The sequence below is a fragment of the Bacteroides cutis genome, assembly GCF_900241005.1.
GTDB lineage: Bacteria > Bacteroidota > Bacteroidia > Bacteroidales > Bacteroidaceae > Bacteroides > Bacteroides cutis.
Window position 1 is genome coordinate 19,467 of the sequence record NZ_OEST01000007.1, and the last position, 18,432, is coordinate 37,898.

The following is an 18,432-nucleotide window of genomic DNA, read 5'->3' on the forward strand; positions in this document are numbered from 1 at the left end:
AACCGCTACATCTTATATATAGTATTCCACAAGATCTACAATTCCAGCCTTCATGGCATATTTGGTGGCTTCGTGTGCATTGTTCACCCCTAGTTTCCTAAAGATATTTTTCCGGTGGCTGTTTATCGTGTGGAAGCTGAGGTTTCTTTCGGCGGCTATTTCTTTAGTTGTTTTCCCTAAAGCTATTTCTTTGAGAATATTCCTTTCGGCGGGCGTCAGCAGGTCATCTTTGATGGCGGGATGGGTAGTAGAAGATGTATTGTTGTTTATCGAAAGCAACAGGTTGCTGACATGATTGCAGATAAAACGTTCCTTGCGTGAAGCGCATTGCAAAGCTGTCAATATCTCCTCTTTGGAGTTGTCCTTCATTACTACTCCAAATGCCAGACTGCTGAAAAGTATTTGTCTGAGGAACGGGACACTCAGTTCGTCGGAGAAAAGCAGCCAGTCTACTTCTTTAAATCGCTCGTGCAATACAATGAGTTCCTCAGCTCCGGTGAAGTCGAATAATGTATAGTCTAAAATAACCACCGCTTCGGGATGCAGGCGTAATTGTTGTATCAGTTCTGCCTTGTTGTCAGCTTCCAATAACAGGGAAGTGTCTTTCTGTCTGCCCAGCAAGAACATCATACCTGCTTTGGTAATATCTTGGTTGTCTGCGATGATAAATTCTCTCATAATGAATTAAAATAAAACTCCGTTGCAAATGTACACTTTTTGAGTGATTTGCAACGGAGTTGAGAATATATATATTGTAAAGGGCTTTACCAAGAACGTCCCTTGAAGATATTCGATTGGTTCAACGGTACCAGGTTACCATTCAAGGTCATGGTGTTGGAGTTGAAGTTCGGGCTGATAGTTACGGTCGCATTGTTGCCGCCGTTGGTCAGCGTAAGGAATATCTGTGCGGAGATGCCGATACCTTGAATGCTGAAATTGCAATTTATGTTGCCTTTCTTGTCGGTATTCATCTGGATGTCGGAAACTGTACCGTCTACAGTTACGCCGCCAATTCCGTTAGGACCGGGATATACTGTGTTGAATGCTACCTGGACAGTACCACGCCCTTGATTTACCAATACAAAGTTGGTGTTGGAGGTAACGAAAGCGGTTTGTCCGTTGCGGAACATAACCTGGTTGGCCTCCAATACAAACTGGTGTGCTTTCAGTGCTGCTACGGCGTCGTCGTATGAAACGACATCTGCCGCTTGTTCTTCTGCTTTCAGACGGGCACGTTCTGCGTCTCTCTGTGCCTTGCGGTCTGCACGACGTTCTGTTTTACTCTCTTGCGCATACATGGTGGTTGTCACCATGCTCACCAATACTAATGCTGCTAATGCAATAAACTTTTTCATACTCAATTTTTGTTTAGGTTTAAATAAATTGTTCGTTATAAGTTTATTGCAAAAACAATGCCTAAGCAGGATTGTTCACCGTTTTTTTAATTATTTATATCCACTCAATGAGGTTACGTAATGTAAATGCCCGCTAATAGGCTGATCGGACAATCATCTTTTTCGGCGCCTTTTATGGTATGCTACAAAGGTGTGACAGGTATGTTTAATATTTTTTCTTTCTTTTGTTGTGCAAATAAAAATTGTCAATTCATTACGTTTACTTGGAAATTTGATAGTATATTTGGCTTCCGATTGATGTTTTTGACTATAATAGGATAGTTTATGAATAAGAAATCTCTTGTAACCGGAAAGAAGGTGGTAACTTTTGGTGAAGTAATGCTCAGACTCACCACGTCCGGTTTTTCCCGTTTTTCTCAAGCTAATGAGTTTATTGCAACCTATGGTGGAAGTGAGGCCAATGTTGCCGTATCCCTAGCGCATTTTGGCATTCCAACAGAGTTTGTTACCCGCTTGCCGGATAATGCGGTGGCTCGTGCCTGTTTGGCTTCTCTTCGTGCCAGTGGTTTGGGAACGGAAGGTATCGTTTTTGGTGGTAAACGCTTGGGATTGTATTACTTGGAGAGTGGTGCCGCGTTTCGTAATTCCAATGTAGTGTACGATCGTGAGGGATCTTCCTTTGCAACGCTTCGTCCCGGTATGATCAATTGGGAAGCTATATTTGCCGATGCTGGTTGGTTTCACTGGTCGGGCATTGCCGCCGCCCTTTCTCAAGAGGGGGCTGATGCCTGTCATGAAGCTTTGGAGATAGCAGACCGTATGGGGCTGACTATTTCTTGTGATTTAAATTATCGTAAGAAACTTTGGAACTATGGCCGTCCGGCTGCTGAGGTGATGCAACCTTTGATACAATACAGCGATGTCATCTTTGGTGCCGAACCGGAATATCAGGAAATTTTGGGTATTCAGCCTGTTGGCTTTAAAGCTGTTGATGCCACCGATACTTCTTTTTATTCCAGTCTTCCTGCATTTGAATCTTTCGGACAAAAGGTATCTGAACTTGTTCCCCGATGTCGGAAGACTTTTCTGGAACTTCGCAACTCCATAACTTCCAACCACAATTTGCTCGCTGCCGTTCTTTATTCTGACGGAACATTGAAGCATACGGGGATTTATGACATCGAACATGAAGTAGATCGTGTCGGTGCAGGTGATGCATTTGTCGGTGGATTGATATATGGTTTAATTACATATCCCGATGATGATCAACAAGCTTTAGAGTTTGCACTTGCCGCTTCTGCTTTGAAGAATACTGTTTATGGAGATTTTAATCTGGTAACGGTAGAGGAGGTGGAAAGTTTGATGGGTGGAAATACCTCAGGAAGGGTATCGAGATAGAATGATGAAATAAAAAATCCCCCTTTCGCAACTAAGCTTTATAAAAGGCTTATGTTACGAAAGGAGAAATTAAAAACGAATTTTATTTCTTATACCAGTCCTGGTTATTTTTTCCATTACTGGTTACCCAGCTTTCATAATCTTTATATAATTGGTCGATTGGAACTCTTTCATTTTCGCTTTGCAATAGCTTTTCTATATCTTTTTCATTAGCTCCACTCAGGAAGAAAGCAAAGGGATAGTTGCCACTGCGCACATAATAAATGTTTTTGTTTGGCTGTGAGGCATCATCATTGGTTTGGAATAGAGACATATTCATTTTAGATGTAGGTTTTTCCTTAGGAATATGAACTTCCCAACGTTGTCCGTCCGCTTCATTCTTGAAAATGAATGGTTGGGCTTCCGAAGATGTTGTAATAGGGGAATCATAGTTTAGAATCACCTTGTATTCAGCCCCCATATCATCCTTCACATTGTCAGTCAGAATAAATACATTGTTATCTTTTTCAAAAGTAAAATTAGTCTCGGTAAACTCCTTTTCTCCCGGTTTACGAATAAAATATTGGGTTGAAGATGGATTACCCATATATAGCAATCTGAATGCCAATCCGTTGTTGTTACCTGCTACATTCTGGAATGTCTTGAAGATGAATGATTCTGCATAGATTTTATTATCCTTATCGAAAGTCTTTCCATAATTATAACGAACGACGACATCATTCATATCATAATCACCTTTACTGGGCCAAAGATCCTCGAATGCATAGACACCTTTTAGTATTTCTGTTGTGGTTTGGTTATTATCGGGGTCTACATCAGGATCAACTTCAATAGCTTTTACAGGATTGGATTTCATGGCGACAACAACATCACTGAAATTTCGGTCATTAATGTAATCTTCGAAAGAGACCATCACGAAATCGTTATATCTATATGCTGCTGTACGCGGAGTATCATATGGATTTCCATTATCGTCAATACTTAAACCTCTTGATGTTGCTGCACGATATTTTATGTTTTTATTATATCCGGAAATTCGATTACTCCATGCATTAGTAGCGATGACAAGCCCTACTCTATATCCGGCAGGAAATATTGTAGTTTCTCCTTCTGCGCTACCGGAACTAATTTTAGGATAATATTTTAATTGTACGGCTGTTCCACGATTAATACCGGCGGTAGGCTTTGCTCCCTTTCGATCATTTGCCCATTTGCCATCCTGTGTATTAGGGAACAACATGATAATATTAGCATCGTTGAGACTGGTTGGTTTTTCACCTTCCTTATAATAATAATATCCCATTGAACAGTTCCAACAAGTATTTTGTCCTAAAAATGTTACAGCGATTTCTGCTTTTTCGTTAATGCGTATGTCTGAATAACTACGATATTCTTCCGGACAAATAGCATGTGTGTTGATAATTTGAGCATGAGCTGTATATAAATCACCTGCATTTTGGGCTGCTAATTCTCCTGTATATTTGTAGTTTATCTCTCCATTTTTCATATACTCATATGCTCCTAAAAAAGTATGCCAACGCGTATCATTTTTATAAGCTTGAGGGATTTCTTTACTATAATAGGGGTATTTTACCATATAACTATCATGTGGAATACGCGTTGGGCTGACAATTCTCGTAGTAACTTTCTCCTCTATAATATCATCTGAAGCTTTTATGATACCATTTTCCACGTTAGCTTCTATCAGAGTTTGAGCGAAAAAAGCGGGCGTATAAATGTATACCTTCTTCAGATATGTGGGTAGTTCTATAGTACCTTTATAGACACCATTTTCTGCTGTATAGCTTGCAAAAAGAGGGAAAATATCAGCCTTTTTAGTATACCCATATTCTGTTTTGATGACAGGCATTTCATCGTATAACTCAAAATATACATTAGCTTCTACACCAGAATTAAGATAACTAACTTCCAGGTTAGTAGTTGGGTGAACAGTTGAGAAATCAAAATCATTGAATTTCTTCTCTTCTTCTTTCGGTCCTTGATAAATGTCTTTTTCAAGACAGCTACTCAATGCAAAGAGAGCAATGACAGCAGCTCCAAACCACTTCTTGTTCATAATGTCTGTATAGTTTATTTTTTGATTGGCTTTTTACGCCACAAATATATATCTTTTGATTAGATAATACAACTATATTTGAAGGTTTCTACAATAACATGGCTAATTTAGACAAATTCATAATGAAAGATGATTGTTATTCTTTTTATTTTTCTTTGTAGTATATGGTAATCAACAGTGAAATCAATATTAACACACTACCAATACAAGAAACTCCAGCCCATCCCCATGATTGCCAACAACTTCCAGCGAGGAAGGTTCCCAATGAACCGCCAATGAAATAAGTCGTCATGAAAATAGTATTCACTCGGTTGGAAGCAGAAGGATAAATAGCAAAAATACTGGTTTGATTACTGAGTTGAATGCATTGCATGCCTATATCTATCAATATGACTCCTGCAATAATACCTATATATGTGTTTCCGCAAAAATGAAGAGATGTCCAAGCTAATAATATCAATGTGCAACCTATAAAATTGAAATTACGTATACCTACTTTCTTTACGTATTTTCCGACGAAAGAAGCTGTCAGTGCACCGGCTATTCCGCATAATCCTAATATGCCGATGGTATCGCTATTAGCATAAAACGGTGCTTCTCCCATCTTGAATGCAAGACAAGACCACATGGCAAGGAAAGAACCAAATGCAATCCCGGCACGGATTGAGTAGATACGTAGTGCAGGATATTCTTTTATTAAAAAAAACAGAGACTTCATTAAATCACTGTATTTTCCCTGAAATGTAGGGTGGATATCTGGCAAAACTTTTAAAACGACAATGGAACACACCAACATCATACCTGCTGCAATGGAATACATTTCACGCCATCCAAGTACTTCACCCACAAATCCGCTGATAACGCGTGATGCAAGTATTCCCGTCAATAATCCTGAAATAACAATACCTACATTACGGCCTTTATTTTCGGGTTGGGAGAATTGTGAAGCAATCGGTACAAAAATTTGCGGTATCATAGAACAAATACCTGTGATGAGCGATGCCCCCCAAATTATATAAATGTTAGATGCTACAGCTATGGCTAATAAAGAGAAGATGAGTAGGATAAAATTTGTCAGTATGATCTTTTTGCGTTGATAAAGGTCACCTAATGGTACAATAAATAATAATCCTAACGCATAACCTATTTGCGTGATCATTGCGATCAGGTTTGTTTTGAATTCCGATACTCCCAGTTCGTGGCGTATCACATTCAACAAAGGCTGATTATAGTATAAGTTTGCTACAGAAATACCTGCTACAATAGCGAGTGTCCAAAGTATATGTGCCGGCAGTCCGCCATTTTCTTTCAATTTAGTTTTCATGTTGCAAAGATAATTAAAAGCTTAAAGACTGTAATCTTATTTATGTATCAATATGAATAGGGGACACTCCAAGTTATTATTTGTTCATCAATTCCACGCTGATGTAGCTTGGATACAATATCCTTTGGAAAATGTTCCGTAATGGGAATGATTGGACATCACGGATTGTACCTTAATTTGAAAACAATGAAAGTGAATCCTGTCTTTTTTCTAATTATTAGAATACCGATACTCATTGGGAGAGATACCCATAATTTTCTTAAATAGCAGACTGAAATATTGCACATTGGTATAGCCTAGTTGTCGTGCCACGATGGCTGGGGCGTTTTCTGCTTTGAGTAACATCCTTTTAGCTACTTCAAGCCGTTTCAGTTGGAAATACTCATCTAACGTCTTACCTGTCTCGAATTTCAACAAATCGCTGAAATAAGGAATGGAAAGTCCTAATCCTGTGGCACAATATTCTGATGTAGGCAATATGGCATTACGTAATTTGCCGGAATCTATGTAGTCATCGAGTAAGGTTTCTAACTCTTCAAGTACATTTTTGTTCTTATTCTCCCGTGTGATGAATTGCCGCTCATAGAAACGGGTACAATAGTCCAGCATCAATTCGATATGCCGTGAGAGAATAGTGGCGGTGTGCGCGTCAATGGAATGGTGTAGTTCCTCTTCAATATTTTCAAGACAGCATATAATGGTTGCTGTCTCCCGTTGTGACAAATGCAATGCTTCCTCCTTGCTATAAGAAAAGAATGTGTAGTTCTTGATATGATTCTTCAGTGAGGTGCGATACAGCAAATCGGGATGAAACGTCAATAACCATCCTTTGTCCGGTAACACGTCTGCTTTACTCATACGGAAAATTTCCCCGGGTTTGAGAAACACCATCGTAGCATTGGAATAGTCGTAATACTTGCGGCCGCAGCAGCAATAGCCATCAGAACATTCCTCGATGAGCAGCACGGTATAGAACTCGAATTTCACGGCTTCTTGCTCTAAATCCGGGTGTTCTAGATTGATGATACTTGCTTGGGGATGCAATGTCTTGCACCCCAAACGGCGATTACATTCGCACACGCTCTTTATGTCCAGCGTCTCTTTCATCTGTCCTTTCAACCAATCATCTTTGTCCGATATTCATTCGGTGTGCATCCGACCCGTTTCTTGAACAAACGACACAGATGTTGTGGATATTGAAAACCCAGTGAATAAGCTATCTGGCTTACCATATCTTGAGTGCCGGATATACGATCTTTTGCTATTTCAATCACTTTTTCCTGAATATATTCTTGCGGAGTTTTTCCGGTTTCTTTTTTAAGCATGTCTCCGAAATAGTTAGGTGAGAGAAACAATTTGTCGGCAAAGTATTTCACTGAAGGAAGTCCGTCATGTTCGGCTGTAGATCCTTCGAAATATTCGTCCAGCAGATATTCGAAACGGGTCAGTACATCCCGGTTACTTTTACTACGTGTGATAAACTGTCGTTCGTAGAAACGCATGCAGTAACCGAGTAGCAATTCGATATATGTAGCAATCAGTGTTTTACTGTGCTTGTCTATATCATGTTCCAGCTCTTTTCGGATAATTTTTAGACAATCCAATATAATAGTCTGTTCTTCCTCGGATACGTGTAACGCTTCATTGACTTCATACGAGAAAAATGTGTAGTTCTTTATCGTTTTATTCAATGATGTACCGCGAAGTAGGTCGGGATGAAAGATGATGCCGTATGCATTAGTCTGTATATGCCCGATCGTCGATGTTGTCTCTGCTGTTTGTCCAGGAGCGAAACAGACAATAGTCCCTTTTTCGTAATCGTACTTTTGGCGGCCATACTTGATGTCACATGCCTTTTCCAATTTCAAAAATAGGGCGTACACACCATAGTTAAGGCGTATGGTGTCCACCGCGCGGGTTGCTTCATTGAGATTGATGACGCTGACTAACGGATGCAGGGTTTCAAAGCCGTATAAACGGTTGTATTGATCTACGTTGTCTAAGTTGAGTATCTTATCCATATTCTCTATGTCTCTATGTTCTTCACCGCGCAAAATTAGATGATTATATTGATATTGTCATAACCCCAATTACGGATAATGTAACCTTGACTACAGATTCATGCCGTTTTTCCCGAAAATCATGTAATTGAGGTTATAACATCTGTAATTCATCTACATTGTATTTTTAGGCATACGTTTAATTTTGCATCAAGAAACTGAAACACTAAATTCGATAAAATCAAGAGATAATGAAACGTATATCATTCGTCATGATTGCAAGTTCGTTTGTCTTGGGAACAACTACCGTTACGGATGAGGAGACAGACTGATAAAACAAACGCCCTGCTTGCGTCAATCCGTGATGGTAAACCGATGACACTGCGACAACAGCTACGTCTGACCGTATTGCTCAGTATTCCTGCTATCATCGCGCAACTTTCCTCTATTGTCATGCAGTATATCGATGCGGCGATGGTGGGACACCTCGGAGCCGAGGCATCGGCTTCCATCGGACTGGTATCGACGACCACATGGCTCTTCTGGGGGTTGTGCGTGGCTGCTGCTACGGGATTCTCCGTACAGGTGGCACATAAAATCGGAGCGGGTGATATGCAGGGAGCGCGTGTCGTGTTGCGGCAGTCACTGACCGCCACACTTGTTTTCAGTCTGTTGTTGGCCGTGCTTGGTGCTTCAATCAGTGGTATGCTTCCCCATTGGTTGGGAGGCGATGTTTCCATACGCCGGGACTCGTCGCTCTATTTCTTCATCTTCTCCCTCTTCCTTCCTGCTTTGCAGATGAATTTCCTTGCAGGTGGCATGTTGCGTTGTAGCGGAAATATGCACGTGCCAAGTCTGTTGGGGGTGGCGATGTGCATACTGGATGTTATTTTTAATTTTTTTCTGATTTTCCCTTCGCGGGAATGGCATGTGGCGGGTATCTCTTTCAGGATGCCGGGTGCAGGATTGGGTGTGGAGGGTGCAGCACTGGGTACGGCTGCTGCCGAAGCGGTGGTTGCCGGGATATTATTGTGGTATCTTTGGACCCGTTCCGATGAATTGAAGTTGAGGGGAGAGCAAGGGAGTTTCCGCCCAGAGACAACAACCTTGAGAAAAGCTCTTCGTATAGGGATTCCTATGGGGATAGAGCATTTCGTGATTTGTGGTGCGCAAATCATGACGACTGTTATCGTGGCACCGCTGGGTGTCTTCGCCATCGCGGCCAATTCGTTTGCCATCACGGCTGAGAGTCTTTGCTATATGCCCGGTTATGGGATTGCTGATGCTGCCACTACATTGGTCGGGCAGAGTATCGGTGCCGGTCGCCGGGGACTGACCCGAAGTTTCGCCAGCATCACCGTACTTATGGGAATGGGAATCATGGGGTTGATGGGCGTACTCATGTATGTGTTCGCACCCCAGATTATCGGTTTGATGACTCCCGTCGGGGAGATCCGGGAATTGGGCGTGATGGCTTTGCGTATCGAAGCGTTCGCCGAACCGATGTTTGCGGCTTCGATTGTCGCTTACGGGGTCTTCGTCGGAGCGGCCGACACGCTTGTGCCGTGCCTGATGAATTTCTTCAGCATCTGGGCGGTGCGTTTGGCACTGGCCACTTTACTCGCTCCGTCATTAGGACTGAAAGGAGTATGGATTGCCATGTGTGTCGAACTGTGTTTCCGGGGTCTGATTTTCCTTGTCCGCCTGAAACGGGAACGATGGATGAAAAAAGTATAAAATGATGTCTGTAATTGGGGTTATACAATCTGTAATCCATCTACCGGCTTTCTCTGTAATCTGCTGTAACTTTGCAATGTGAAAAGAAAACAAGAAACATTAAAATCACAGCGATTATGAAACGAATTACAATTTTAATTGCCGCTTTTTTCAACCTCTTTGGTCTGACGGAAAGTCTGGCGCAAAACACTCAAAGTAACAGAAATATGGAACAGTTAAATCTGACACAGGAATGGGACAAGACGTTCCCGAAGAGCGACAAGGTGAATCACAAGAAAGTGACCTTTATAAACCGTTATGGTATCACGCTCGCCGCCGACTTGTATGTACCGAAAACGACCGCTGTAGGAAAACTGCCGGCCATCGCTGTCAGTGGTCCGTTCGGGGCTGTAAAGGAACAGTCGTCGGGGTTGTATGCTCAGACACTTGCCGAACGAGGATTCCTGACGATTGCTTTCGATCCTTCGTTCACAGGAGAAAGCGGCGGACAGCCTCGTAGCGTGGCTTCGCCGGACATCAACATCGAAGACTTCTCGGCTGCGGTAGATTACCTTGCGACACGTCCGGATGTGGATGTCGAGCGTATCGGTATCATTGGTATTTGTGGCTGGGGTGGATTTGCCATCAACGCGGCTGCGGGCGACACACGCATCAAAGCGACGGTGGCTTCCACGATGTACGACATTAGCCGCTGTACGGCAAACGGTTATTTCGATGCCGCCGACAATGCGGATGCACGCTACAAAATGCGTCAGGAATTCAACGCCCAACGCACGGAAGACTATCGTACAGGCACTTATCTCCGTACCGTGATGAACCCGAAACCTGCTGACGACGCGCCGCAGTTCATGAAGGATTATTACGACTATTACAAGACTGAACGAGGCTATCATTCCCGTTCCATCAACTCCGGTCTGGGCTGGAACAAGACCTCAAATCTTGCATTTCTCAACACACCTATCCTTTCGTATGCCGATGAAATCCGTAGTGCTGTGTTACTTATTCATGGCGAGAAAGCCCACTCCCGTTATTTTAGTGAAGATACTTTCAAGAAGTTGAAAGGCGACAATAAGGAACTGATGATTATTCCTGGTGCCGTACATACGGATTTGTATGACCGGACGGATATTATTCCGTTCGACAAACTGGAGGAATTTTTCAAAGAGTACTTGAAATAGAGGGAAACTTCCAATATAAAGTAAACCGGAAGAAGATCCTCGTCCCACGATAATTGAGACAATATGTCAGGGTAACGGGAAAAATGTTCTTGTGCTGATGAGTGTCGGTATGCGACAAGATAACACAGACTGTCTGACCTATGCCTGTATCAAAAGGTTGTCCGAGAAAGGACACACCGTGACGAAAGTGTATCTGGGTAGTATGCGTATACTGGGATGCTGGGGATATAGGGCTTGCTAGCTCAAATTGCACCTGAACATCTTGAAAAAGTCTGTAAAATGGGATTGGAATTGTAAGATCTTACAATAGAATAAGATATGAACAAGTATTTGATTATAATGGTCTTAGCGTCTATGACAGCTATATTTGTATTGACTGTATGCAGTCCGGATGATGAACTTATAACGGAGACTTCTGTCGTACCCGTTCTTGATCCTGAAGAACCGGGAGACGATGACAATTCCGGAAACGGAAGTGACAATAACGGGAATGATAAAGGGAATAATGGTGACGAAAATAATGGAGGGGAAAACGAAATGAACAGAAACATTACAGTCCGTGTGGGCGACTATAGCTTTTCTGTCACACTTGAGGACAATGCCACGGCACACGCTTTTACCGCTTTGCTGCCTATGACGGTGACGATGAATGAAATGAACGGTAACGAAAAATATCATTATCTGTCGGAAAATCTGCCCACAGACAGCTACCGACCCGGCACAATCCGTAATGGAGACCTGATGCTCTACGGTTCCAGTTGTGTTGTTCTCTTTTATGAAACCTTCTCGTCGTCTTACAGCTACACCCATATAGGACGGCTCGATAATCCGTCAGGGCTGGCTTCGGCTCTCGGAAGAGGCAATGTGAACGTGACTTTTGAAATCAATATGACTGATAACTAAAATAATATTCTAAATGAAACTGATTAAAGATACTGAATTCGGGGGCGAGCGTCCCTTATTCGAGTCCCATGATCTCCGTTTGGAGAATGTGATTATCCGTGCCGGTGAATCGGCCATCAAAGAGTGTAGCAATATCGAAGCTGTAGCTTGTCGTTTCGAGGGTAACTATCCCTTCTGGCATGTACACGGTTTCAAAATCGACCACTGTTATTTCGATGTCGGAGGGCGTTCGGCCTTGTGGTACTCCGACCACCTGAAGATGACCGACACGATTATCGATGCACCGAAGATGTTCCGTGAGATGGACGAAATAAACATTGAGAACGTAACAATGAACGATGCCGATGAAGTGTTCTGGCGTTGCAATGGCATCCGCATCAAGAATCTCAAACTTCATGGCGGTACCTATCCTTTCATGTTCAGCAACGATATTTATGTGGACGGATTAGAGAGTGACAGCAAATATGTGTTTCAGTACGTGAAGAATGTGGAAATTCATCATGCCAAGATCACGACGAAGGATGCGTTCTGGGAAGTGGAGAATGTGACCATCTACGATTCTGATCTCAACGGTGAGTACCTCGGCTGGCACTCGAAGAACCTGCGACTGGTCAATTGCCATATTACCGGTGAGCAACCACTCTGCTATGCACACGACCTCATACTTGAGAACTGTACCTTCGGACCGGATTGTGACCGTGCATTCGAGTACAGCACGTTGCAGGCCGATATTCGAGGAACCATCACGAATATCAAGAACCCGATGTCGGGACGTATTGTGGCCGACGAGTTCGGTTCCATAACTATAGACGAGAATATCAAGGCTCCTGCTGATTGTGAAATCCGTCTCAGGGACGAGCGTACCTGTTTCACCGATTAAGACGAAGACACATGAAATACGACTTCGATGAACGAATTTCGCGACGGGGAACTGATTCCTATAAATGGGACAGTGCCGAGAATGAAAATGTATTGCCGATGTGGGTGGCTGATATGGATTTCCGTACAGCCCCTGTCATCATCGATGCTTTGCGTCGACGTGTAGAACACGGTATCTTCGGTTATACCCGTGTGCCTGACAGCTATTATGAAGCTGTTACGAGTTGGTTCGCACGCCGTCACGATTGGAAGATTGACCGCGAATGGATAATTTACACACCGGGTGTAGTCCCAGCCATATCGGCAGTTATCAAGGCTTTGACCGTGCCTGGTGACAAGGTGCTGGCGCAGACTCCCGTCTATAATTGTTTCTTTTCATCTATCCGTAACAATGGGTGTGAAATGGTCTCTTCGCCGTTGGTCTTTGCAGGTAATACTTACACGATTGATTATGAAGATCTGGAACGTAAAGTCGCCGATCCAAAAGTGAAGGTAATGTTGCTGTGCAATCCTCATAATCCTACCGGAAAGGTATGGAGACGTGAGGAACTGGTACGTATCGGAGAAATCTGTATCCGTTACGGCGTTACGGTCGTTTCGGACGAAATCCATTGCGAGTTGGTTTTCCCAGGACACCGTTACACGCCGTTTGCTTCTATCTCAGAAAATTTCCTACGGCATTCCGTTACCTGCATATCCCCCAGTAAGGCGTTCAATATCGCCGGGTTGCAGATTGCGAACATTGTCTGCTCCGATGCCGAGTACCGGGCGAAAATCGATCGTGCTATCAACGATAACGAGGTATGCGATGTCAATCCGTTCGGTATAATTACTACCCAAGCAGCTTACAATGAAGGGGAAGAGTGGCTGAACCAACTCATCGAGTATCTGCATGCCAATTATCTCTATATGCGGGGGTTCTGTCGTGAACATTTGCCGGGATTTCCTATCACGGTCTTGGAGGGAACCTATCTCATCTGGATGGACTGCCGCAAACTCGGCATATCCTCGGATGAACTCGAACGGAGATTGGTTGCCGAAGCCCGATTGTGGCTCAATGCTGGAACGATGTACGGCGCAGAGGGTGAAGGGTTCATGCGTTGGAATATCGCCTGCCCACGTACTACACTGACAGAAGGATTGAAGCGTTTTAGCCGTTTTATACATAGTAATCATATTGGCGATAAACACTATACGTAACAGGTATATTTATTCCTGTACATACTGTTTGTGAGAACAATGTACTACTTTCTTGAATATTTTGCTGAAACTCTGTGTGCTTTGGAACCCATCAATGTTTCAGTCCGAAAGTCTGGTAGAGATTGAGGAGGAATTCAGAGGTGAAATTCACTTTCAATGTTACATAGCCAAATCTGACTTCTCATAGGTGGGGCCTTCTTAGTAAGTCTCATATCGTATAGAATTAATCTGATACGAAGTTAGTTATATTGTAGAGGGAAACTAATGTAAACTAAATGTTTTTGATTTTGAAGGTAGAGGTGTAAATTAAATAATATAAAGTTGTATGATTGAAGCGATTTCGTCATATGTCATTAATAATATAAGAGTAAGAGGGGTTTAATATGATATGTGTTAATACATAGCTATTTATGAATATTTTACCTTGCTGTGACGGTATAGATACCTCGTCATAAGTAACGTCATAGAATTAGCAATAATGTGGCAATTTGTAGAGAATTTATAGAGTATAATATAGGACACCGTCACAATTGATAAGGTGATGATACTAAATGATAGACAAAGGTGAGTAGAGCAAGGATAGCGTGGAAGTCTGTTAAAACAAGAAGAGCCTTCCCTAAGGAAAGCTCTTCGTTATAATCTGTATATCAGATGATTACTTACTAAGAGCAGTAGCTACGTCAACCGCACAAGCCACTGTACATCCTACCATCGGGTTGTTACCGATACCCAGGAATCCCATCATTTCTACGTGAGCAGGAACTGATGAAGAACCAGCGAACTGAGCGTCAGAGTGCATACGGCCCATAGTATCCGTCATGCCGTATGAAGCAGGACCAGCAGCCATGTTATCCGGATGAAGCGTACGCCCCGTACCACCACCTGATGCTACTGAAAAGTAAGGCTTACCAGCAAGAACGCGTTCTTTCTTGTAAGTACCAGCAACCGGATGTTGGAAACGAGTCGGATTGGTAGAGTTACCTGTGATAGATACATCTACGCCTTCTTTCCACATGATGGCTACACCTTCGCGAACGTCATCGGCACCATAGCATTTTACTTTAGCACGAGGACCGTCGCTGTATGCAATTTCCTTCACTACTTTTAATTCACCTGTATAATAGTCGAATTGAGTCTGAACGTATGTAAAACCATTGATACGAGAGATAATCTGTGCAGCATCTTTACCGAGACCGTTCAAGATACAACGTAATGGCTCTTTACGTACCTTGTCTGCTTTAGCGGCAATCTTGATTGCGCCTTCAGCTGCTGCAAATGACTCGTGACCTGCCAAAAAAGCAAAGCACTTGGTTTCTTCACGAAGCAACATAGCTGCCAGATTACCGTGGCCGATGCCAACTTTACGGTCGTCGGCTACAGAACCCGGAATACAGAATGCTTGCAAACCGATACCGATGGCTTCAGCAGCTTCGGCAGCGTTTTTGCAACCTTTCTTAATAGCGATAGCACAACCTACCACGTATGCCCATTTTGCATTCTCAAAGCAAATAGGCTGGGTTTCTTCACACGTCATATAAGGATCAAGTCCATGAGCTTCACAGATAGCGTTAGCTTCTTCGATGTCTTTGATGCCGTTAGCGTTTAAAGCAGCGATAATCTGCTTGATGCGACGGTCTTGACTTTCAAATTTCACTTCTCTAATCATATTCTTTTCCTCCTTATATTATTCGTGACGTGGGTCAATGTGTTTAACTGCTCCCTGTTCGGCTGTTACGCGTCCGTAGGTACCGGTAACTTTCTTCAAAGCTTCGTTTGCGTCAGTTCCCTTCTTGATCTCATCCATGAACTTGCCCAGGTGAACAAATTCGTATCCGCAAATTTGGTCGTCTTTATCCAGGAAAATATTTTTGATATAGCCTTCTGCCATTTCCAGGTAACGGGGACCCTTAGCCAAAGTACCATACAATGTACCTACTTGACTACGCAAACCTTTACCCAAATCTTCCAAACCGGCGCCAATAATCAAACCACCTTCTGAGAAGGCTGATTGAGTACGTCCATAAACGATTTGCAGAAAGAGTTCACGCATAGCTGTATTGATAGCATCACAGACAAGGTCAGTATTCAATGCTTCGAGGATAGTCTTACCCGGGAGGATTTCAGATGCCATAGCAGCTGAATGTGTCATACCAGAACAACCGATAGTCTCAACTAATGCTTCTTGAATAACACCTTCCTTTACATTGAGGGTTAATTTACATGCACCTTGCTGAGGAGCACACCAACCAATACCGTGTGTCAAACCAGAGATGTCAACAATTTCTTTAGCTTTTACCCATTTACCTTCTTCGGGAATAGGAGCTGGTCCATGGTTAGGCCCTTTCTTTACAACACACATGTGTTCCACTTCGTGTGAATAAGTCATAATTAGCTCTTTTTTAAGTTATAATTAAAAAAACGTAGTTCTACTTTTTCAAATCGGTCACAAAGTTAGTCCTTTTCTTGGTTTCTGCCAACCGTACAGTTTGACTTTTTTATTAAAAATAAGTAATAATAAGTTGTAACTTTGTGGAATGTAAAGTAGAGTTTGCAGTTACTACGGTTCTTTTATTGTCAGAGTGGCACCTGCATTACCTTTTACAACTTCTTCTACTTTTGAGGCATCAATGGTTATTAAGGTATAGGGAGGAGTGAAGCTGCTTCCTGTACCGTTTGTTTCGTTACCGCTGAATGGTGAGATACATTGGTTCAGATATACTTTGGCATCATCGGTATAAGTTTTGTAGATTTTGTCCTTTTTAAATCCTGTGAAGACCGATTTTTCCACATAAATATCTGCTTCCTTACCTGCACCGATACAATGACTGCTGACAGTGCTACTGTAAAGGCAGTTGGCTATGTGTATTTGGGCAAAACGTACGCGTGGCATACGGTCGCGGCAACCTTCATCCCACCAACAGAATTGGAAAGTGGTGTTCAGATGACCACGATCTTCTGTATGGTTGTCACTGTTTCCCCAAAGATTACTGAAACAATGTGCGTCATTTCCACCCGGTCCTCCTGCTAAGGGAGCAATAAGATAACGGAAACGACACCAGGTTACAGCAATATTGTCGGATACATTTTTACAGTCGAAGTTACCATCTACACCATCCTGAAAATCGCAATGATCTACCCAAATATTGGTGGTTCCGTCTATACATAGATTATCCCATCCGTCTACGTCGTATGCACCAGCACTTTTGAATGTAATATTACGTAAGATGAGATTGTTGGATCCTTTTTTGAAATAAAGGATACCTGAACCGTCTCTCGTACGGTTGGGATTGATCAATATAGACCCCGGAAGCCCGAGTAGAGTTTTGTTAGTGGCAAGGACAGAAATGACTTTTTCTATAGTAATAGTACCTTTTATATAAATAATGAGTTTCTCTGTTTTTTTCAATGCATTCGCCAGTTCGGTTGCCGTAGTGACAATAATATTGTTTCCGCCTTTACCTCCGGTAGGGGGAGTGGCCATAGTAGCGAATCCGACGGGGGAGTTGGTGTCATAAATAGAAGTTCCGTAGTTTTCATCATCGGTAGGCTTTTCATCCGACGGAGTTGTAGAATCGGTTGTATCTTCCGGTGTATTAGGTGGGATATCTTGGATAGGGGTAGAAGAGCAATTACATAACAAGATAAACATCAGGAAAATAAAAATCTTATTCATAGTGATATCTTTTGATTATGCAAGCAAAGATAGAGGGCTTTTGAAAGGTTTTTGTCGATATTCTGTTTTTCTATGTGGAAGTTTTGGTGTAAAGTGTTAACTTTGTGGCATAATCAATCGTGGTAATTATGATAGAAGTAACAGATACTGCATTACGTCAAGCTGCCAATGAGGGAATGGATATCTTTATTCAAGTGTTTACCAATGCTTATAAAAAGGTGATAGGCGGAGAACTTACCGCAGTGACAATGCCTTTACTCACTGCTGAACAACATTCGTTGTTGGCTTATCAGATATTTCGGGATGAAGTGATGGACGGTGGTTTCTGCCAGTTGATCCAGAATGGTTATGGCGGATATATCTTTGCTAATCCTTTTGCCAAGGTAATGCGGCTTTGGAAAATTGGTGATTTGAGTAAATTGGTATATGCAGCTAAGAAGATATATGATGGACATCGTGAAGATTTGGAGTGTGAACGTACGGATGAAGAGTTTATGGCGATGTACGAGCAATACGAAGTTTTTGATGATTTGGAAGATGAATTTTTGGAAAAAGAAGAAGAATATACAACGTTGGTTGCCAATTATGTAGATGAACATTTAGATTTATTTGCAAAAATAATAAAGTAAGTGTTGCAGTATTTTTTTAGTTACTGCATTTATATTATGTAAAATGGATTTTATATCTTTGCAAACTCTAAAAAATAAA

17 protein-coding genes and 1 pseudogene are annotated in these 18,432 nt (G+C 42.3%); 9 read left to right on the top strand and 9 right to left on the bottom strand.

All coding sequences use genetic code 11. From position 1 onward, the window contains the following. Positions 1–12 precede the first annotated feature (12 nt). Both C1A09_RS13715 and C1A09_RS13720 read right to left on the bottom strand, forming a co-directional pair. Positions 13–678, bottom strand: a complete 666-nt coding sequence (locus C1A09_RS13715) for a response regulator transcription factor (protein WP_101545177.1) — start codon at positions 676–678, stop codon at positions 13–15. Between the two features lie 86 nt (positions 679–764). Beyond that, the gene (locus tag C1A09_RS13720) at positions 765–1,355 is read right to left on the bottom strand and encodes a DUF4251 domain-containing protein (RefSeq protein WP_101545179.1); all 591 of its coding nucleotides are present in this window, start codon (positions 1,353–1,355) and stop codon (positions 765–767) included. 324 nt (positions 1,356–1,679) lie between these two features. Here C1A09_RS13720 and C1A09_RS13725 point away from each other — a divergent pair, with 324 nt between their 5' ends. After that, a complete protein-coding gene (locus C1A09_RS13725) occupies positions 1,680–2,753 on the top strand; it encodes a sugar kinase (RefSeq protein ID WP_101545181.1) in 1,074 nt (357 codons plus the stop codon). Between the two features lie 82 nt (positions 2,754–2,835). Here C1A09_RS13725 and C1A09_RS13730 read toward each other — a convergent pair whose 3' ends face one another. Together C1A09_RS13730 and C1A09_RS13735 are read right to left on the bottom strand one after the other, a co-directional pair. Next, positions 2,836–4,830, bottom strand: a complete 1,995-nt coding sequence (locus C1A09_RS13730) for an LruC domain-containing protein (protein WP_101545183.1) — start codon at positions 4,828–4,830, stop codon at positions 2,836–2,838. A 145-nt stretch (positions 4,831–4,975) separates the two neighbouring features. After that, a complete protein-coding gene (locus tag C1A09_RS13735; RefSeq protein ID WP_101545185.1) occupies positions 4,976–6,154 on the bottom strand; it encodes an MFS transporter in 1,179 nt (392 codons plus the stop codon). Positions 6,155–6,234: 80 nt separating this feature from the next. Here C1A09_RS13735 and C1A09_RS16590 point away from each other — a divergent pair. Next, positions 6,235–6,421: pseudogene (locus C1A09_RS16590) on the top strand (hypothetical protein); the annotation flags it as partial. Here C1A09_RS16590 and C1A09_RS13740 read toward each other — a convergent pair. Beyond that, positions 6,365–7,261 carry a helix-turn-helix domain-containing protein gene (locus C1A09_RS13740; protein WP_101545503.1) on the bottom strand — a complete coding sequence of 299 codons (897 nt, stop codon included), beginning with the start codon at positions 7,259–7,261 and terminating at the stop codon, positions 6,365–6,367. The pseudogene C1A09_RS16590 and the gene C1A09_RS13740 sit on opposite strands and share 57 nt — an antisense overlap. A gap of 8 nt (positions 7,262–7,269) precedes the next feature. Beyond that, the gene (locus tag C1A09_RS13745; protein WP_101545188.1) at positions 7,270–8,175 is read right to left on the bottom strand and encodes a helix-turn-helix domain-containing protein; all 906 of its coding nucleotides are present in this window, start codon (positions 8,173–8,175) and stop codon (positions 7,270–7,272) included. A 294-nt stretch (positions 8,176–8,469) separates the two neighbouring features. Between C1A09_RS13745 and C1A09_RS13750 the strand changes: the two genes are divergently transcribed. The 6 genes from C1A09_RS13750 to C1A09_RS13770 all read left to right on the top strand — a co-directional run bounded on the left by C1A09_RS13750 (position 8,470) and on the right by C1A09_RS13770 (position 14,051). Next, positions 8,470–9,891 (top strand): MATE family efflux transporter, encoded by a 1,422-nt coding sequence (locus C1A09_RS13750; RefSeq protein ID WP_101545190.1) that lies wholly within the window; start codon positions 8,470–8,472, stop codon positions 9,889–9,891. Between the two features lie 116 nt (positions 9,892–10,007). After that, complete coding sequence (locus C1A09_RS13755; protein ID WP_101545193.1) at positions 10,008–11,069, top strand: alpha/beta hydrolase; 1,062 nt, start codon at positions 10,008–10,010, stop codon at positions 11,067–11,069. 109 nt (positions 11,070–11,178) lie between these two features. Beyond that, positions 11,179–11,310 carry a hypothetical protein gene (locus tag C1A09_RS16650; RefSeq protein WP_281258244.1) on the top strand — a complete coding sequence of 44 codons (132 nt, stop codon included), beginning with the start codon at positions 11,179–11,181 and terminating at the stop codon, positions 11,308–11,310. Between the two features lie 113 nt (positions 11,311–11,423). Continuing rightward, entirely contained in the window at positions 11,424–11,972 is a 549-nt protein-coding gene (locus C1A09_RS13760) for a cyclophilin-like fold protein (RefSeq protein WP_180949230.1), read from the top strand. A 13-nt stretch (positions 11,973–11,985) separates the two neighbouring features. Further along, on the top strand, positions 11,986–12,852 hold the full coding sequence (locus tag C1A09_RS13765) for a DUF3737 family protein (RefSeq protein WP_101545197.1): 867 nt from the start codon (positions 11,986–11,988) through the stop codon (positions 12,850–12,852). An 11-nt stretch (positions 12,853–12,863) separates the two neighbouring features. Beyond that, positions 12,864–14,051, top strand: a complete 1,188-nt coding sequence (locus tag C1A09_RS13770) for a MalY/PatB family protein (protein ID WP_101545199.1) — start codon at positions 12,864–12,866, stop codon at positions 14,049–14,051. A 655-nt stretch (positions 14,052–14,706) separates the two neighbouring features. Here C1A09_RS13770 and C1A09_RS13775 read toward each other — a convergent pair. The 3 genes from C1A09_RS13775 to C1A09_RS13785 form a co-directional block, all read right to left on the bottom strand. Next, positions 14,707–15,717 carry a GGGtGRT protein gene (locus C1A09_RS13775; protein ID WP_101545202.1) on the bottom strand — a complete coding sequence of 337 codons (1,011 nt, stop codon included), beginning with the start codon at positions 15,715–15,717 and terminating at the stop codon, positions 14,707–14,709. Positions 15,718–15,735: 18 nt separating this feature from the next. Next, positions 15,736–16,437, bottom strand: a complete 702-nt coding sequence (locus C1A09_RS13780) for an iron-sulfur cluster assembly scaffold protein (RefSeq protein WP_101545204.1) — start codon at positions 16,435–16,437, stop codon at positions 15,736–15,738. A gap of 171 nt (positions 16,438–16,608) precedes the next feature. Continuing rightward, positions 16,609–17,724, bottom strand: a complete 1,116-nt coding sequence (locus C1A09_RS13785; RefSeq protein WP_101545206.1) for a pectate lyase family protein — start codon at positions 17,722–17,724, stop codon at positions 16,609–16,611. 128 nt (positions 17,725–17,852) lie between these two features. Here C1A09_RS13785 and C1A09_RS13790 point away from each other — a divergent pair, with 128 nt between their 5' ends. Beyond that, entirely contained in the window at positions 17,853–18,353 is a 501-nt protein-coding gene (locus C1A09_RS13790) for a DMP19 family protein (protein ID WP_101545208.1), read from the top strand. Positions 18,354–18,432: the final 79 nt, after the last annotated feature.

What these genes read in the sequence shown, in the direction of transcription:
- C1A09_RS13750 (WP_101545190.1), top strand. Translation starts at nt 8,470, where the DNA reads ATGAGGAGACAGACTGATAAAACAAACGCCCTGCTTGCGTCAATCCGT.
- C1A09_RS13760 (WP_180949230.1), top strand. Translation starts at nt 11,424, where the DNA reads ATGACAGCTATATTTGTATTGACTGTATGCAGTCCGGATGATGAACTT.
- C1A09_RS13745 (WP_101545188.1), bottom strand. Translation starts at nt 8,175, where the DNA reads ATGGATAAGATACTCAACTTAGACAACGTAGATCAATACAACCGTTTA.
- C1A09_RS13730 (WP_101545183.1), bottom strand. Translation starts at nt 4,830, where the DNA reads ATGAACAAGAAGTGGTTTGGAGCTGCTGTCATTGCTCTCTTTGCATTG.
- C1A09_RS13775 (WP_101545202.1), bottom strand. Translation starts at nt 15,717, where the DNA reads ATGATTAGAGAAGTGAAATTTGAAAGTCAAGACCGTCGCATCAAGCAG.
- C1A09_RS13790 (WP_101545208.1), top strand. Translation starts at nt 17,853, where the DNA reads ATGATAGAAGTAACAGATACTGCATTACGTCAAGCTGCCAATGAGGGA.
- C1A09_RS13765 (WP_101545197.1), top strand. Translation starts at nt 11,986, where the DNA reads ATGAAACTGATTAAAGATACTGAATTCGGGGGCGAGCGTCCCTTATTC.
- C1A09_RS13715 (WP_101545177.1), bottom strand. Translation starts at nt 678, where the DNA reads ATGAGAGAATTTATCATCGCAGACAACCAAGATATTACCAAAGCAGGT.
- C1A09_RS13735 (WP_101545185.1), bottom strand. Translation starts at nt 6,154, where the DNA reads ATGAAAACTAAATTGAAAGAAAATGGCGGACTGCCGGCACATATACTT.
- C1A09_RS13780 (WP_101545204.1), bottom strand. Translation starts at nt 16,437, where the DNA reads ATGACTTATTCACACGAAGTGGAACACATGTGTGTTGTAAAGAAAGGG.
- C1A09_RS13740 (WP_101545503.1), bottom strand. Translation starts at nt 7,261, where the DNA reads ATGAAAGAGACGCTGGACATAAAGAGCGTGTGCGAATGTAATCGCCGT.
- C1A09_RS13725 (WP_101545181.1), top strand. Translation starts at nt 1,680, where the DNA reads ATGAATAAGAAATCTCTTGTAACCGGAAAGAAGGTGGTAACTTTTGGT.
- C1A09_RS13720 (WP_101545179.1), bottom strand. Translation starts at nt 1,355, where the DNA reads ATGAAAAAGTTTATTGCATTAGCAGCATTAGTATTGGTGAGCATGGTG.
- C1A09_RS13770 (WP_101545199.1), top strand. Translation starts at nt 12,864, where the DNA reads ATGAAATACGACTTCGATGAACGAATTTCGCGACGGGGAACTGATTCC.
- C1A09_RS13755 (WP_101545193.1), top strand. Translation starts at nt 10,008, where the DNA reads ATGAAACGAATTACAATTTTAATTGCCGCTTTTTTCAACCTCTTTGGT.
- C1A09_RS16650 (WP_281258244.1), top strand. Translation starts at nt 11,179, where the DNA reads ATGCGACAAGATAACACAGACTGTCTGACCTATGCCTGTATCAAAAGG.
- C1A09_RS13785 (WP_101545206.1), bottom strand. Translation starts at nt 17,724, where the DNA reads ATGAATAAGATTTTTATTTTCCTGATGTTTATCTTGTTATGTAATTGC.